The 17338-nt window shown below is 44.6% G+C and carries 14 protein-coding genes and 1 riboswitch; of the genes, 6 read left to right on the top strand and 8 right to left on the bottom strand.

Annotated features, from left to right (window positions below; translation table 11 throughout):
• Positions 1–41 precede the first annotated feature (41 nt).
• Genes mukB through cmoM form a run of 4 tightly spaced genes read right to left on the bottom strand, consistent with a single transcriptional unit; the run spans position 42 to position 7345 of the window.
• Positions 42–4505, bottom strand: a complete 4464-nt coding sequence (gene mukB, locus R7127_RS10810) for a chromosome partition protein MukB (RefSeq protein WP_064376628.1) — start codon at positions 4503–4505, stop codon at positions 42–44.
• A gap of 2 nt (positions 4506–4507) precedes the next feature.
• Entirely contained in the window at positions 4508–5233 is a 726-nt protein-coding gene (mukE, locus tag R7127_RS10815; protein WP_064376612.1) for a chromosome partition protein MukE, read from the bottom strand.
• Positions 5214–6551, bottom strand: coding sequence for a chromosome partition protein MukF (gene mukF, locus R7127_RS10820; protein WP_017634722.1), 1338 nt, complete (start codon positions 6549–6551; stop codon positions 5214–5216). Before mukF ends, mukE begins: the two co-directional genes overlap by 20 nt.
• A gap of 2 nt (positions 6552–6553) precedes the next feature.
• Positions 6554–7345: a tRNA uridine 5-oxyacetic acid(34) methyltransferase CmoM gene (cmoM, locus tag R7127_RS10825; RefSeq protein WP_025998624.1), complete on the bottom strand. Its 792-nt coding sequence runs from the start codon at positions 7343–7345 to the stop codon at positions 6554–6556.
• A gap of 114 nt (positions 7346–7459) precedes the next feature.
• Between cmoM and elyC the strand changes: the two genes are divergently transcribed.
• Positions 7460–8245 carry an envelope biogenesis factor ElyC gene (gene elyC, locus R7127_RS10830; RefSeq protein ID WP_005387893.1) on the top strand — a complete coding sequence of 262 codons (786 nt, stop codon included), beginning with the start codon at positions 7460–7462 and terminating at the stop codon, positions 8243–8245.
• Between the two features lie 72 nt (positions 8246–8317).
• Here elyC and torR read toward each other — a convergent pair whose 3' ends face one another.
• Positions 8318–9028 carry a two-component system response regulator TorR gene (gene torR, locus R7127_RS10835; RefSeq protein ID WP_005378370.1) on the bottom strand — a complete coding sequence of 237 codons (711 nt, stop codon included), beginning with the start codon at positions 9026–9028 and terminating at the stop codon, positions 8318–8320.
• 266 nt (positions 9029–9294) lie between these two features.
• Here torR and torD point away from each other — a divergent pair, with 266 nt between their 5' ends.
• The 5 genes from torD to R7127_RS10860 all read left to right on the top strand — a co-directional run bounded on the left by torD (position 9295) and on the right by R7127_RS10860 (position 13454).
• A complete protein-coding gene (gene torD, locus R7127_RS10840) occupies positions 9295–9942 on the top strand; it encodes a molecular chaperone TorD (RefSeq protein WP_005378369.1) in 648 nt (215 codons plus the stop codon).
• Between the two features lie 468 nt (positions 9943–10410).
• Positions 10411–11415, top strand: a complete 1005-nt coding sequence (gene purR / locus R7127_RS10845) for an HTH-type transcriptional repressor PurR (protein WP_005378368.1) — start codon at positions 10411–10413, stop codon at positions 11413–11415.
• Positions 11416–11702: 287 nt separating this feature from the next.
• A riboswitch (cyclic di-GMP riboswitch) is annotated at positions 11703–11754 on the top strand.
• Positions 11749–12312, top strand: a complete 564-nt coding sequence (locus tag R7127_RS10850; protein ID WP_318141825.1) for a TfoX/Sxy family DNA transformation protein — start codon at positions 11749–11751, stop codon at positions 12310–12312. Its footprint overlaps the riboswitch before it by 6 nt.
• Before the next feature lie 114 nt (positions 12313–12426).
• Positions 12427–13113: a TVP38/TMEM64 family protein gene (locus R7127_RS10855; protein WP_005378366.1), complete on the top strand. Its 687-nt coding sequence runs from the start codon at positions 12427–12429 to the stop codon at positions 13111–13113.
• Between the two features lie 20 nt (positions 13114–13133).
• Positions 13134–13454 (top strand): DUF2007 domain-containing protein, encoded by a 321-nt coding sequence (locus R7127_RS10860; protein ID WP_017820033.1) that lies wholly within the window; start codon positions 13134–13136, stop codon positions 13452–13454.
• Between the two features lie 31 nt (positions 13455–13485).
• Here R7127_RS10860 and R7127_RS10865 read toward each other — a convergent pair whose 3' ends face one another.
• The 3 genes from R7127_RS10865 to glgC form a co-directional block, all read right to left on the bottom strand.
• Positions 13486–14289, bottom strand: a complete 804-nt coding sequence (locus R7127_RS10865; RefSeq protein ID WP_318148400.1) for an alpha/beta hydrolase — start codon at positions 14287–14289, stop codon at positions 13486–13488.
• Between the two features lie 109 nt (positions 14290–14398).
• Positions 14399–15856, bottom strand: coding sequence for a glycogen synthase GlgA (gene glgA / locus R7127_RS10870; RefSeq protein ID WP_017820031.1), 1458 nt, complete (start codon positions 15854–15856; stop codon positions 14399–14401).
• Positions 15846–17063 carry a glucose-1-phosphate adenylyltransferase gene (glgC, locus tag R7127_RS10875; protein ID WP_017634726.1) on the bottom strand — a complete coding sequence of 406 codons (1218 nt, stop codon included), beginning with the start codon at positions 17061–17063 and terminating at the stop codon, positions 15846–15848. The genes glgA and glgC overlap by 11 nt, the downstream gene beginning before the upstream one ends.
• Positions 17064–17338: the final 275 nt, after the last annotated feature.

The raw sequence follows: 17338 nt of genomic DNA on the forward strand, positions 1-17338 counted from the left end.
AACGCCCGCGTTCATTGCGGGCGTTTTGTTAGATTCGAAGTTTACGATTCAAACTCTTCAATCATCTCTTGTGCTTCAGTCTTAGGCTTATCCGTTTGACCAAAACCACGCAGACCAACCACGTGTACGTGTTCGTGATCTTTAAACACCTTACGCACCAGTTTGTAGGTCGTACCTTTCTCTGGGCTGATGTTTTCAGGCGCCGCGATAAGAAGCTGCATATCCAGACGGTCACATAATTCGAACAATGTCGCGATCGATTTCGCATCCAGACGCGCTGCTTCATCCAAGAAAAGCAAACGACAAGGCACAATGTCTTTGCTGCGTAGACGACGAGACTCTTCTTCCCAGCTTTGCACGACCATCAGAAGGATTGACTGACCGGTACCGATCGCTTCGCCTGTTGATAGTGCGCCAGACTCAGCCTGTAGCCAACCATCTGTACCACGGTTCACTTCTACACTTAGCTCTAGGTAGTTACGGTAATCCAGTAGCTCTTCACCCAGAACCTGAGGAGAACGTTGACCCATATCGATATGTGGGTTCACACGTTGGAACAGCTTCGCCATTGCTTCGGAGAAAGTAAAGCGAGTCGATTCAAACAGGTCTTTGTGCTGCTCTTGCTGTGTCGCTAGACCGTTCAGTAGCACTTCGTGACTTTCGCGGATCTTCACGTTTAGACGTACGCCCTTCACCTGACCAAACGAGATGTTCGACAGGCCTTGGTTCAGCATACGAATACGGTTTTGCTCACGCTGAATCGTCTTCTTAATGATGCTCGCTACTGACTCAGAGCTGATCGCTAAGCGGTTTTCACGTTGGGTTAGCTCTTCCGTTAGACGCGCTAGCTCAACTTCCATCTCTTCGATCGCTTCAACTGGATCATCAGTACGGATGATATCCTGACGAATGCGCTCGCGAAGATGTTGGTAAACCGCGATGTAGAACAGAACTTTACGCTCTGGACGTGCATTGTCTTCTGATAGACGCAGCGCATCACGCAGGTCGTCATTGTTCGCAACCGCGAGACGCAGCGCACCCAATGATTTATCCGACATTGAACGCAGTTCATCCGCTGACATATAAGCCAGTTCACGCTTGTGTAGACGACGCTCAACATCGTTCTCACGCGCCAGACGAAGTACTGAACACCAGCCAGCTTTCGCTGCAACCACGAACGTACGTAGCTCAACGTATTCTTTCTGAACTTTCTTCAGACGTTTCGCCAAGCCTTTCATCTCTAGTTCAGTAGAGGTGATCGTGCGCTCGTATTCGCTCTTACGACTGCGAGACGTGTGTAGACGCTCGTGCAGTTCGTCACGACGACGCATTGCACGTTCTTCCGCACCTTCGTCCGCATTAACACCAAACTCTTGAAGTTCTTGTTTGAACTCTTGAACCGTTTCCAGTTTCGCTTGGTGTGAACTCTTCAATGATGCCAATACTTGGTTGTATTGGTTCATTTGACCCTGCGATTGCTTCAACTCTTCACGAGAGCGAGTACGCATTTGTTCAGCTTGAACCAGTTTAGCTTTTAGCTGCTCACTCAGTTCGCTACTCTTGTTCAGTAGGTCTACTGAATCTGAGTAAGCGAAGTAGTGACGACGTTCAACGAGATCCGAGAGTGCAAAGATTTGCTTCTTAAGATCTTGTAGCCGCTCGTCTGCCGCTTTGTATTCTGCTTCTAGTGCATCGAATTGCTCTGGGTCAGCATCAAGCGCAGACGCAATATTCTCTAATTGCGTGACGGCTTTTGCATGGTTGTTTAAGAAGTTTTTTGCCTCTGCAAGCTGAGCGATTTTCTCTTCTAGCTCATCAAAACGCGCTTGCAATGACTCATCTTCAACAAGCACCATGTGTGACGCTAGCTTGTCCAGAGAAGACAACGCTTGCTTGCTGGTTTGAAGCTGAGAACGTTGTTGTTGCTCTTTCGCATCCAGATCCGCCAACACGCGAGCAATTTGGTTACGCTTATCACGAATAGTTGCCAGTGCTTGTTCTGGATCGGCGTCAAAAGCAACCTGAATGTGGTTAGACACAAATAGGTTAAACGCTTGGTACAAGCGCTGCATTTTCTGAGAATCAAACGCCGCTTTTGCGTGTTTCTCTACCACTTCTTCTCGTTCGTTACGCAGCAACTCTAGACGCTGCTCACGTGCCGCGCGGCCAAACAATGGGATCTCAGGCAAGCGAGAGTAACGCATTTGGCGATCGTTCATACGAACGCAAACCGCGCCCTCTAACTCTTCTGCATCGAACGAGCTGTCATCAAAGGCATCGATGTCACCTTCAATGATGTACAAGTCTTCTGGACAGTCGTCTAGCTCTACCAGTTTCTCTTCGATGCCTGACAAGTCAGAAACAACGATAGCGTGACGAGCCGGACCGTACATCGCACTGAAGTAAGGCGCGTCATCAATCGTGATGTCATCGTAGATCTCAGACAGCAATACACCGCCCAGCGTATCTGCCAAACCTTTCAGGCGAGGGTCGTTTGAACCACCAGGAGAAGCTAGGCGCTCAATCTCAGCGTCTAGCTGGCTACGGCGCTCAGCGAGCTTATCTTTAGCTAAAGACAGCTCCCTTTCTTGTTCAAGGACAACTTGCATGTGGTTCATTACCGCATGGCGATCCTCAAGCTCTTCACCGCTCTGCTCTCTCAGTTTCTCTAGCGCATCGTTCGCCGCAATCCAAGCTGGTGCTATTGCTTCAAGCTTACTGATTTCTGCCACCGCGTTTTGCTCTAGACGGCGCTGTTCACCACGCTGATCACGAACTTCTTCTTGAGCTATCTCTAGTGATTCGATTTGCGTCGCATGACGTTCACGTTCTTGTTCAAACGTAATCTCATCGGTTAGTTCAACGTGATATTGCTTTTTGTATTCAGCAACCAGTTCACGTGCTTGACGCTGCTGGTTAAGGCTGCGTTCGAGATCACGGTGTTGTGCTCGCCATTGCTGTTCGTTTTGTGCGATTTGTTGTGACTCACGCGCTTTCGCAATTGCGGTTTTCGCATGTTCAGACGCGTCTTTGCGCTCAACTTGACCAACGATGCTTTGTACCAGTTTAAGCGCGGTTTCAAACTGCTCTGCCGCTGCAGAAGACATGTCCAGTTTGTGCTTAACCGATAGCAACGCATTGGTGCTTTCTGATTCTTTACTCTTAAGCTCAGAGACAAGCGCTTGAGCCGATTCCGCCGTTAGGCTGTCATCGCCAAGTAGCTGCTTCGCTTTCTCCAGCGCTTGAACTGCTTGTTGATATTGAAGGGCGCGAGTTTGCTGAACGTCAAGAGCTTGCTGGTAATCAGCAAGTTGCGTCTTAAGGCTATCCACCTCTTCTTCTGCAACGGTAGCTTGCTCTTCAGCCATCATCACGCGTTCTTGCGCTTCTTCGACTACCATCATTTGTTCTTCAAGACGCTCGCTCAGCTCTTCAAGATCTTCTTGGTAGCGTTCGATCTTCTCTTGCTGACGCAGCGCGTTTTGCACAAGTTGCAAGTGATCAGAAGCCGCTTGGTAGTCTTGCTCTAAAGAAGATTCTGACTCGATCAGCAGTTCCAGCTCTTCTTGAACGCGGTTAAGCAGATTGTTTTGCTCAATCAAGGTCTCGCGAGAACCAAATAACTCTGAACGCAAAGACAATGTCTGTTCTAGTTTTTTACGGCGCTCGTTGGCATGGCGCATATAGTCCGCCGCCACGTAGTTGGTCGACTCTGTAATCAAGTGTTTGAACAAGTCACGGTCTGCTTGCGTGGTTTTGATCGCTTCTAGCGTCATGCGGTTTTCACGCAGTGCCGATTCCATATCTTGGAACGCTTTCTTCACGCCACCGTTTTGTGGCAAAAGGTAGTCACGTAGCGAGCGTGTAATCGCACTTGAGATACCACCGTAAAGCGATGCTTCAATCAGGCGGTAGAATTTAGAACGGTCACCAGAGTTACGCAGTTTCTTCGGAATCACACCGAATTCAAACATTTGCGCGTGGTAATCCACGATAGAAGAGAACGCTTTGAACTGAACACCTTCAAATTCCGCGATCGATTCTTTTACTTCGTTGATTTGACGTACACGAGCTTGAGTCGCAGATACGCTTTCAACCAAGATATCCGTTGGTTTCACATGGCTTGGAAGACCTTGGATAACAAACGGTTTGATGTCTACCTTCTTATCACGACCCGCAACTTGCTGCAGTTTTACTGCAAACAACAGGCGTTGGTTACGTGAGTTCACCACGTCTAGCGCCGCATAACATGCGCCCGGCTGTAGCTTACCGTACAAACCTTTGTCGCGAGACGATTGGCTGCTGCCTGCTTCCGTCGTGTTACGGAAGTGCAGCAGCGTTTGGTCAGGAATCAATGCGGTGATGAACGCCGCCATTGTGGTTGATTTACCTGCACCGTTACCACCTGATAGCGTGGTGACCAGACCATCGATGTCAAACGTACGGGCAAAGAAGCCGTTCCAGTTGACCATGGTCAGCGATTGGTATTTACCGCGTTCAATCATGCTCATACTTCACCCTCTTCTGTTGTTTCTTCTTGGGCTTGATCGTCTTGATCTTCTTCAGACAATAAGCTGCCTTGGCTTGGCTCTTTGGTGTGCACTACTGCTTCACCATCACGGATCAGACGCAGCTGCGCTTCACGCATGTCATCGCCAATACGTACATCGGCACCAAAGCGGAATACCGCTTCACTGATGCTGAATTTACCGGTTTCACCGATGTTGATGATCATGCCTAGGCGACGCAGACGACGAAGTGACGTACGTACTTTTTCAAACAGCTTTTCTTTATCGAGGTCAGAACCAGTCGCACGGTTCGTCACTAGCTTCATCAGCTTGTTTTCATCTGCTAGAGCAAGCAGTTCGTCGTACAGCTCTTGGTTAGTGAAGATGCCTTCGTGCGCAAGACGCTCTGGGCTTAGATAAAGGAAACACAGTACCTTACCCACCAGCATATCCAGTTCAGAAAGAACACTACGGCCAATCAGAGACGTTGAACGTGGACGAAGGTAGAAGAAACCTTCTGGCGCTTTCACCAATTCGGTGTTGTAGCGTTGGTAGAAAGAAGAAAGCTCAAGTTCGAAATCCGACAACAACGCGTGATTGTCTAGATCTTCACTTGAGATATGACGCCCTGCTCGAAGCATGCTGTCTAGCGCTGGGAACAGAGGGTTAGAAATTGCTTTTGCCAGATTCTCTGACATGTATTCATTAGTATCGGTCGATGACATTCGCTTGTACCTTTGCCCCAAATTCGTTGATTGCTTTCCAGTCTGGTTGAATCGCTTGGTAATCCGATTCTGAATACCCTAGACGTACAGCTTGATCGACGATAATGCGAGCTAAATCAAAATGATGAGTGTAAGGGTGCTGTGCAAGGTAATCTCGCAGTACCACACTCAAATCGATTGGTGTGCCTTGATCTTTATGCGCTTTTAGCATGTCACCAATTCGTTCAGACAACTCATCATTGACTTGTTGAAACTCTTCGTATTCTACTTCCATCGGAACTTGACCCGTGACCTCGTCATCACGCAGTACTAGGGCCTCATCACGAAGGTCGGAAAGCCTCTCCGCATCTGCATAAGTCAGATACCAAGGCGCATCGAAGTAATCTTTGACAGATTGACGCAGACGCGAGCTAAACGCACGATTCTTATCCATATCGATTGCAGTACGGATAAACTTGTGCACGTGTCGGTCGTAACCAATCCAAAGGTCGATAGCTTGCTGGCCCCAGCTTGTGATTCGGTCCAGCTTCATTTGCAGACCAAACAAGGCTTCTTCGATAAACTCCAGCTCAGGGTCACCGTAAACAATTTCTTGAATATCGAGGATCTGAGTTTGCAGTTCATCACTGGCGGCTTGCAGCGTATCTTGAAGTTCACGCAACGTGCTTGATGTTTCTGACAGAAGTGCTTCACAGTTGTTGATCGCTTCGCGCCAGTCTTTGTTAAGCAGGTCAGCAATCTGTTGTTTCACTGACTGTTGCTGCTCATCCATAACACGTTGGTTGAGGTCAATTTGATCGAAAATTTCGCCTACAGAATATTTTAAAACACCGTATACGTTTTTCTTCCAGTGACCCGGTGTGCCACCTTTTTGTGCTGCCTCAATCGCTTTCGCCATTTCATCCGCTACCATGGATAGCTGGATAGATAGACGCAGTTTTGAGAACTCACGATGACGCACGTAGTAGTCGGTTATTCCTATCGCTAATGGCGACAAGCGGTAAATGCTCGCTCCGTCAGTAATTTCACTGACAAAACGGCTCATAAGACGCTGCTTAACCATCTCGTTGATCGCATTGTTCGCACGAAAAGCGGAGGCTTCGCCGGTCTCATCAAATAGTCGAGTGACGATGGCAAATGCATCATGCAGTTCACCTTCACCCAGTTCTTCATCGAACCTTTCATTACTCAGTACGGCAATGGCTATCAAAAATGCCAATCGCTCTGTGGTCAGGTTCAACGAGAAATCGTGCTGCTTAACCCAGCCAACCAGCTCATCGATTGGTTGCTCTGCAGCATTGAGAGTCATCTCACTCATTGTTATTCCTGTTTATCGTTCTTTTTAGCCCACACATGAATGTAGCGGCCTAATGAGAGGTATGGCTCTTGTCGACAAAGTTGTTTTTCTAGCGCCAACACATCTTCAAACTCGTAATCACCCATGTATTCCATATTGCCTATGTAATCACTAAATGAGCGAATACCAGATTTGCCACAAATATTAAAACCTGAATTTTCTATCCACTGGTAGACTTCTTCAGGTTTTAAGCCTTTTTGCGGCTGTAGTTTAAATCTTTTTCGGTGAGGCATGCCGTCTAATATATGAGGAATGTTGCCACAAACTACGTTTTTATAGACTAAACCGTGGTGGTTGTAGAACATGACTGATGCGATGCCTCCCGGTTTTACTTGTTCTAGAACTGTTTCAAGTGCGGCCTTAGGATCAACCAGCCACTCCATCACAGCGTGGAACATAACCAGATCGACCTGTACATCCATATGTTCACCGATGGATTGGACAGGCGAATGAATCAGGCGATACTGCTCAAGCAAACCGTTTTTTTCAATATCCTGCTTAGCCAACTGCAGCATTTCCGAAGATAGATCACATAAAGCGATTCGATGTCCGAGCTTAGCAAGCTTTTGCGACATTTGTGCCAAACCACCACCAGCGTCCAACACTTCTAGGGGTTGCTGGTCAGCATCTAATTCACTTAGAATCTGTAGAAAATCTTCCCACACAATGATTTGGCGGATCTCCCCTTTATCGGAGCCGTAAATATTTTTTGCAAATTTGTGGGCGATATCGTCGAAATTGCGGTCTTCTGTCACTTCTGCTGAGTTATCATAACGGATTGTGCCGCTATTCTGGCACAAGGAAAGCAGGAATAAAGAGGGATACCCTCATTTTTATTATCAATTGATGTTTTTTCGGACTATTTATGTATGTTTGAGCTGAAAAAAGTAGTGTCAGCCATGCTTATGCCCCTTCCGGCATTGCTGCTGATAGGCTTGTTGGGTCTTGCTCTCATTAGTTTTACTACAAAACGTAAAACTGGCTGCTTCGTTGTTCTATTCTCTTTTGTTGGCATTTTTCTTGTTGCCTTCCAACCTGTTTCAACCAAGCTTCTTATGCCGTTAGAGCGAGAGCATAAAGCCTTTTTGCCAGTTTCTGGCACCATCGACTACGTGATGGTTTTAGGGAATGGTCATGTTATCGATGACGAAATTCCACCCACCTCGCAGTTAAGCCGTGCAGCATTAATGCGCTTAACTGAGGGCATTCGTATTTTAAGAATGTATCCAGGCGCGAAATTAATCTTATCCGGCTATGCTGGTGGATCTGAAATTAGCCACGCGCGAATGATGGCGAACGTTGCCCTTGCGTTGGGCGTCGCGAAATCCGATATCATTTTATTAGAGGATGCAAAGGATACATGGGAAGAGGCACGTCAAGCGGCTGCATTCGTTCAGCAAAAGGAGATTGTGTTAGTCACCTCTGCAAGCCACATGAGCCGTGCATTGTATGAGTTCAACGCAGCAGGCATTAAACCAATCCCAGCCCCGACCAACTTCTTAGCTATTAGCGAGATAAGTCAACCTTGGGATAAATACTCACCTAAAGCGCGTTACTTAGAACAAACAGAGCTTTATTGGCATGAGTACTTGGGCAGTATTTGGCAAAGGTTGCGTGATACTGTCGGCCAAACACCAATGGTTGAAGCAAACTAGTATTATCTTGAAGCCACAAAAAAGGAGAGCCGAAGCTCTCCTTTTTCTTTTTACGATTTAGTTATGTTCCAACTAGTCACCAGCAAACATATAGCCTTCGCCGTGTACCGTTACAAAAATCTGTGGGTTCTTAGGATCGAACTCCATTTTTGCGCGCATACGTCGAATAAGAACATCAATGGTGCGGTCATTCGGCGCATCCACTCGATGACTGATCATGTTCAAAATACGCTCACGACTTAACACTTGGTTAGGGTAAGACGATAATGCCACCAAAAGTTCATACTCTGCTTTAGTTAGTTTTACTGGCTCACCGTTGCGGCTAAGTGCGCGACGTTGAATGTCGAATGTCCACTCCCCAAAGCGCACAATGTGCTCTTCACTGGTTTCATTCGCTTTCGAGCTGCCACTACGCGCTGCTGAAATACGCCACAGCAAGTTTTTAACGCGAACTAACAGCTCTCTCAGTTCAAAAGGTTTTGTCACATAATCGTCAGCACCCATTTCTAGGCCTACGATTTTATCAATGCTATCCGTGCGTCCTGTTACTAATATGATACCAATATCCGATTGGCTACGTAACTCACGAGTAAGCATCAGGCCGTCTTCACCAGGCAAGTTAATATCCAGCATGATCAGGTCTACATCGCCCGCTTGCAAAACTTCACGCATTTCCGCGCCACTCTCTGCTTCGCTGACTTGGTAGCCCTCATTTTGGAAATATCCCGCAAGCTTACTACGAGTTACAACATCATCTTCTACGACTAATACGTGATAGCTCATTTACACCACTTTTCTGTCTTCTTATTATCCAAGACGTATTCTATTCATAACTAGTAACATTTCTAGTCATAGATACATTAAAACGCAAGATTTAGCGTTTTTATTGATTCAAAACAAGCTTGCCCATTGCTATTAATAAACGGTCATTTTTGACCATAAAACATAACAATTATAGTTACTGCTATTCATTTTAATTGATTACACTTAGGGGATATCCCTAATTGACTTTGTGATGCATGACTTGAAGCATCATTCAGGAGCCCAAAATGCAAGAAGTGAAAGCTTTTAATGAAAAACGCGCTGAAATTTACTGGTGGTTTTCGAGCTTGTTCGCAAAAGAACTAACAGAGAAAGAATTGGAAGCCTATCACAGTGTTGAAATTCGCAGTTTTCTCGCAGGTTTAGGTGAAAATGAGTCGCTGAAACCAGCTGTTGATAGCCTAGTTGATGCATTGAATCGGTTACAAGATCGTGAAGATGCACAACTAGAGCTTGCAGCTGACTTTTGTGAACTGTTTTTGAAGACAGAAAAATACGGCGCTCTTCCTTACGCATCCATGTACATTGGTGAATCAGGTTTACTGAATGACAAGCCAGCTGAGGAAATGGAAAAGTTGATGGCTGAATTTGGCGTTCAAGTAGACGAAAACCTAAAGGAACCTGCGGATCACTTAGCCGTTGAGCTCGACTTTCTCGGGAACATGATTATCCGCTCAAACGAGCTTGAACAAGAAAAACACATGGAAGAAGCCTTCGTTAAACAAAACGACTTTATCCAGCAACAATTGATGTCTTGGTTACCTCAGTTTTCAGACAAATGTAAAAAATTCGACGAATTTGGATTTTACTCGAGTGTCGCGAAACTATTAGTTGCATTTTGTAAACTAGACAGCGCCTACCTTCTTGGTGAATAATTGCCGCCTATTTTTAGGGAGCCTGCCTATCGGGCTTCCTGTATGCCTGAAAGTGACCAATTGTAAGTAACTTGGGTATAATATTCGTTTGCCTTAACTTAGCGCAAAGACGCTTGGTTATTTAGCAGTCAAAATGTGACTTCAAATACACAAATCTCTTGCTGAAAACATTGCTAGTCAGTCCACATAGGGCTAAAATGTGAGCGCAAACGATTAAATATGATTTATATGTAAACCGCTGAAATATAGCGGTTTTTGTGTTTTCTTAACAGGTTGATGGCAATTTCTCATCAGATAGAAAAAAGATAAAATTCATCGACCGATGCTGCTACGTACCCTTTTGTCGCACTTGGATCAACCGCTGCCGAGACACTTAGCGCCAATTTTATATTGCTAGGTGTGAAACCATTAGAGCATCAGGTACATCCAATACGACATATTTCAGTAGCTCGATACAGGACACCATTTATGGCCACGATAAAAGACGTTGCTCGCTTAGCCGGCGTTTCCACTACGACAGTTTCGCACGTTATCAATAAAACGCGTTTCGTTGCAGAAGCAACGCAAGAAAAAGTAATGAAAGCCGTTGACGAGCTGAATTACGCGCCAAGTGCCGTTGCACGCAGCCTAAAATGCAACTCAACTCGTACGATTGGCATGTTAGTAACTCAATCAACTAACCTATTTTTCTCAGAAGTGATTGATGGCGTTGAGAGCTACTGTTACCGCCAAGGCTATACTCTGATTTTATGTAACACAGGCGGGATTTACGAAAAACAACGCGATTACATTCGTATGCTGGCTGAAAAGCGCGTTGATGGCATCCTAGTGATGTGTTCTGACTTAACCGAAGAACTAAAAGAGATGCTTGACCGTCATGCGGACATTCCTAAAGTGGTCATGGATTGGGGCCCAGAGAGCTCACAAGCAGACAAGATCATGGATAACTCAGAAGAAGGTGGCTACATTGCAACCAAACATCTGATTGACAATGGTCATACGGATATCGCTTGTCTAAGCGGTCATTTTGAAAAGCTTGCTTGCCAAGAGCGCATTGCAGGTTTCCGTCGCGCAATGAGTGAAGCGAACCTAGCTGTAAATGAAGACTGGATCCTTGAAGGTAACTTTGAATGTGATACGGCCGTATTAGTTGCAGATAAAATTACCGCAATGGACAAGCGCCCGACGGCGGTATTCTGTTTTAACGACACAATGGCTCTCGGCCTAATGAGCCGCTTGCAACAAAACGGGATCAAAATTCCTGAAGATATTTCAGTGATCGGCTACGACAACATCGAGCTTGCGGAATACTTCTCTCCACCGCTAACGACTATCCACCAACCTAAACGTCGTGTTGGTAAAAATGCATTCGAAATTCTACTTGAGCGTATCAAAGATAAAGAACACGAAAAACGAATTTTCGAAATGCAACCTGAGCTTGTAATTCGAAATACTGTGAAAAAAATGAACTAAATTTCACTGTATTTAACACGGTTAAATAAGCGCTCTACAGGGGCGCTTATTTTTTTGGAAAAATTAAGCATTCTCTAATACTTCACACCACTCTAATAACAATTGACTAACGTTAACTCCCTGTTTTATATAAATGTAATATATATTAAGAACTCCTTTTCAAAGGCCAATTTGCACCTTTCCATATGCAAAATAGAGCATTCAATCTATCATTTTTATTGAACCGAAATCACACTTTTAACGCTAAACCGTGATGTTAATTCAATATAAGAAGTATGCTCATTGTGTCACGCACAGGGCAAACCATTCGAAAGAGTGGGACGCAAAGACTCTATGAAGCTATTTGAGGCACTTGGTAATATCAAGTCGCGCTCAATGTTTGGTGGCTTCGGACTATTCGCTGATGAAACAATGTTTGCACTAGTGGTAAACAATCAGCTTCATATCAGAGCAGACCAAAAAACTTCATCTGACTTCGAGAAACAAGGGCTAAAGCCTTACGTTTATAAAAAACGTGGCTTTCCAGTCGTTACAAAGTACTACGCTATTTCCAGCGATTTATGGGAATCAAGCGAACGCTTAATCGAAGTAGCGAATCAATCATTGAAAAAGGCAAAGCTTGAGAAAGAACAGCAAGCAAGTACAAAGCCTAACCGTTTGAAAGATTTGCCTAACTTACGACTGGCTACCGAGCGCATGCTAAAAAAAGCCGGCATCGAATCCGTAGAGAAGCTTGAAGAGGAAGGTGCGCTTAACGCCTATAAAGCGATAAGAGATACGCACTCTGCAACCGTCAACATTGAGTTGCTATGGGCACTAGAAGGTGCTATCAACGGCACTCATTGGAGTGTGGTACCTCAAGCTCGCCGAGATGAGTTGATGAACGGCCTCCAATAAAAGTCGGCCTAAAAACTATCTTGTAAAACCGCAGTCTAATCTGCGGTTTTTTTGTGAAATTTTTTCGGTTTTCCTACTGTCTTATTACATATATCCCAAATTGGAATCAAAATTATGAATAAGAAACTGATATTAGGTCTCATCCTACTAGCGGCTATCGTCTTTTTAGGTATTAACTTTGGCCAGTATTTAACCTTAGAGAATGCAAAAGCCCAACAAGAAGCACTAACTACATACATCGATCAGAATTTTGTATTCTCGGCTGCGATTTACTTTTTTACCTACATTGCAATTACCGCTTTTTCTATCCCAGGAGCGGCAGTAGTCACCTTACTTGGTGCAGCCTTATTTGGTTTTTGGACAAGCTTGCTACTGGTTTCTTTCGCTAGCACTATGGGGGCAACACTGGCCTTCTTGAGCAGCCGATACTTATTGCGTGACTGGGTACAAAACAAATTCGGAAATAAACTCAACGCAATTAATCAAGGTGTCGAAAAAGACGGAGCTTTTTATCTATTTTCCTTGCGTCTAATCCCTGTATTCCCTTTCTTTCTAATCAACTTACTGATGGGCTTAACACCGATGTCTGTAGGTCGATTTTATCTCACTAGCCAAATAGGTATGCTGCCAGGCACAGCCGTATATCTGAATGCAGGTACTCAATTAGCAACAATTGAAAGCCTATCGGGCATTGTTTCACCCGCAGTATTAGCGTCTTTTGCGCTATTGGGACTATTTCCAATCATCACTAAATGGGTTATGAATAAAGTAAGGCCGACACCAAGTCAGCAAAACTCGTAATTGGTGAAGTGGGTATTTTGATGAAAATATTTATCGCTAAAAACCCAGCAGAAGCACACATTGTATGTGAGCTGCTTAAAGTGGAACAAATTTACTGTGAAGTTCGCGGAGAAGGTATTTTCGGCTTAAAAGGAGAACTGCCGTTTGGTGATGATACCGATCCTTATGTGTGGCTTTTTGACACGGCACAAAAGATGAAAGCTGAAGAAATAGTAAAAGCATATCGAAAACAATCCGATAGGCATGAGTATCAAGATTGGCAATGCCCAAAATGTCATGAAATAAACGAAGGGCAATTTGGTGCATGTTGGCAATGTGGATATCAACTAGGAGAGCTATAGCGGCTCTCCTATTCAGTGGATGCACTCAGTTTTAAGCACATATAGCTTGCTGTTTAATAAACTCGATGGAGTGTTGATTGAAGTCTTCTGGACGCTCTACATTGCATACATGACCACAATTCGGGATTTCTCGTAGAATGCTGAGCTTATGTGCTGCAACCATTTCTTTGACAGGTTTAATAAACATGTAATCCCTGTCGCCCATTAAGTAAAGAGTCGGAATGGGTAACTCTCGATCTTTAAAATATTTCATTAACGGATTTACATCAGCGGCAAGAATAAACCAACGTTTAAATTCTTTTTGGCAAAGCTTCTTGGCTTCGCGAATAAAAAGGTGGCGAGATTCTCGTTGGCTTCTTTGAGGCATAACAATATAAGCGAACAGTTTGTAGAGCCACATGTACGGTAGGATATGCTTACAAAAATTACCTAATTTCACCAATATCTGAGAACGAGTGTTAAGCCTTGTGACAGCACCGCCGAGCACCATCGAACGTACGCGCTCTGATGACAATTCAGCAAGGTTTCGAACAATAATAGTACCAAGCGACATACCGACAAAATGAGCGGATTGGATCTTTAAATGGTCCAATACTTTCAAAATATCTTGGGTAACTTCCGTAAAGGTATAACGGCTAGCAATGAGCTCTTTAAGTAACTGATTTGACTTTCCATGACCTCTTAAATCGATCAGCAATAAGTTAAAGTGTTGCTTGTAAGCTTTAATTTGCTTGAACCAGATAGAAGAGCTACCACCAGCACCGTGCACAAATACAACCCACTCATTACTAGTAGGGTGCAAATAGGTTTTATGAAAAAGTAGCGGCTGGGTCATATTGAGTATCAAAAAGATCGTGCTATTGAGTAAAAAGCCATCCTACCACACTCCCCTTACTCAAGATAATAAAGGCACCTCATTCGGTGCCTTTCGTTACAATTTTAAGTCAAACTAACGCTGAGTGGTAAAGCTGCAAATAAGATTCTGCGGCCTTTTGCCAACAAAAGTCTTGTTGCATCGCGTGCAACTGTACTTTATTCACTTCAGGCTCGTTTTGCGCGTAAAGCAACAGTGCCCTTAGCATCGTTAACAACAATGCCTGCGGTGTCGGTTCGAAAAAAACAAACCCCGTTGCTTCAGATGGGTTTACATCATAATCGCTAACGCTGTCCTTTAAGCCACCAACACCGCGTACTATCGGTAATGTCCCATAAGCCATACTATAGATTTGGTTTAAGCCACATGGTTCAAACTCAGAAGGCATCAAGAAGAAATCAGAACCAGCTTCAACGATATGCGCAAGTTCATTGTCATACGCTTCTACAAAGGCAAATTTGCTAGAAAACTGCGCGGCAACCTCTCGTAACTGAGCGGCAAGAACAGGGTCTCCGGTCCCAACGACAACTAGCTGAACATCGTGCTTCAAAAAATCGGCCAAAGCAGGCAACAAGTAATGAACGCCTTTCTGCTGGGTCAACCGACAAACCATACCGAACATAGCTACATTTTTTTCGGGCAAATTTAGTCGTTGTTGTAATGCTTTTTTACAAGCTTTCTTCCCTTGCGACATACTTTGCTGGTCGGCGCAGTAATTAACCGGCAAGTAGGTATCAGTTTCCGGATTCCAAGCGCTGTAATCACAACCATTCAAGATGCCGACTAAGTCCTGCGCACGTTGCTGAAACTCCCAAGCCATGCCGTGACTGCCAAGCTCTGTTTTTAGTTCCTCTGCGTACGTAGGGCTAACCGCGTTTATCTTATCTGCATTCATTACACCAGCTTTAAGCATCGTAATATGCGTTGCACTCACCGCAGCATCGGGAACGTTTCTACAATGAAACTCTGGCAAACACTGCACGTCTTCATAACTAAATACGCCTTTAAAGACCGCATTGTGAATTGAAATGACGCTTTTAGTATGAGCAAAAAACGGATCATTGCCATACCTGTGCTTGAGCAAAAATGGAACAAGACCTGTGTGCCAATCGTTCGCGTGTATGATATTAGGTTGAAAGGCGAGCTTGGGTAACATATCGAGACATGCTGCACTAAAAAACGCAAAGCGCTCGCCGTTATCAGTATACGCTTGGTTGTTCTCCGCATACATTGATGGTCGATTGAAATACGGCGGACAATCAATCAGGTAAACAGGATTTTGACCTAACATGAGCCGCAAAACTCGATACTCCGTATGCGGCCATGATGTTAATTCTGTTTCTAATACAACTTCTGCGTCTGCGAGTTTATCAATACTGCTGTACGCAGGGATGGTAATTCTTACGTCTTGCTGTAGGTTTTGAAGGGCTTCCGGTAGTGCCTTGGCAACATCTGCCAAGCCACCACTTTTAATGAGGCCTTCAACCTCAGAAGCTACAAACAGAATAGATAAGTTGTTAGTAGCCAACTCGAGCTCCTTTCGGAATAACAACAATGCCCTCCTCAGACACGTGGAAGTGTTTTTTATCTTCTTGAAGATTCACACCAATCTGAGTACCAGGAGCAATATCGGCATCCTTGTCGACAATCACACGACGTAAAACACAGCCTTCGCCAATTTTTACGTCACCAAGAAGTATACATTCGCTGATATCGCAAGCAGAAGCAATATTACTGCGAAAACCAAGCACCGACTTTTCGATTCTTGAGCCTCTAACATAGCTGCCATTACACACTAAACTATCGATTATCTGCACACGACCATTATCAGAGTCGGTAAATGTCGCAGGTGGCAATGGTGGGTAGTAGGTGTGCAATGGCCATTTACGGTTGTACAGCGAAAATGGAGCATCTTTTTCTAGCAGATCCATATGCGCTTGCCAGTACGCATCAATAGTTCCGACATCACGCCAGTACACCTCTTCTTTTTCGCCACTGATTTTGTTGGTACTGAAGTCATACACGAACACATCACCTCTAGGGAACATCTTTGGAATGATGTCCTTTCCAAAATCATGTGATGAAGCTTCATTATCCGCATCTTCGACCAACTCTGAGAACAGTACCTGAGCTTCAAAAACATAGTTACCCATTGAAACTAAAGCGTAATCAGGGTCACCAGGAATCGACTTTGGATTTGCTGGTTTTTCTTCAAAGCCAATCATACGACCTTCACTATCCACTTCGATAACCCCAAATTGCGACGCCTCTTTTAGTGGCATGCGCAATGCAGATACCGTCAGAGAAGCCTGCTTTTCTGAGTGGAAGTTCAGCATTTGTTTGATATCCATCTTATAGATATGGTCAGAGCCAAAAATACAAACTTGCTCTGGTTCCTCTAATTCCATAAAACGCAGGTTTTGATAGATCGCGTCCGCCGTCCCTTCGTACCAACGTTTACCAGTACGCATTTGAGCGGGAATAGGATCGATAAAGCGGTCTGTAATGCCGTTGATGTTCCACCCCTTTTTTAAGTGATGGAATAAAGATTGAGATTTAAATTGGGTTAGGACGTAAATGCGCATCAGATCCGCATTAACAAAATTGTTTAGAGCAAAATCGATCAATCGATAACTACCACCAAACGGTACCGAAGGTTTACTGCGAGATTCCGTTAAAGGTCTCAAACGAGAGCCTTCACCGCCAGCAAGAATCATTCCCAAAACACCAGCCATTTGTTGTTCTCCATATCGTTATAGCTTGGATTTGGTACTCGCTTGAATGAGTCATACTCGGGGAGTCAAGCGAATACATTTAGCAACCGTCTCTGAGTTTCTGTGAACTCTTACAACACGGATAAAAAAGCTACGGCACTTCCAGTATGCAACGTCCACTCTTTCCTTATTTTTTGACGCAAACAATGCACACAGTTGCACTAATTTTTGTAATAAATTATCTAAGCGGGTTCTAAATTACAATTTTTAATACGCCATTCTGTGTACCATACAGC

Origin of the sequence: Vibrio sp. 1159, from assembly GCF_033340395.1 — a bacterium.
Lineage (GTDB): Bacteria > Pseudomonadota > Gammaproteobacteria > Enterobacterales > Vibrionaceae > Vibrio > Vibrio alginolyticus.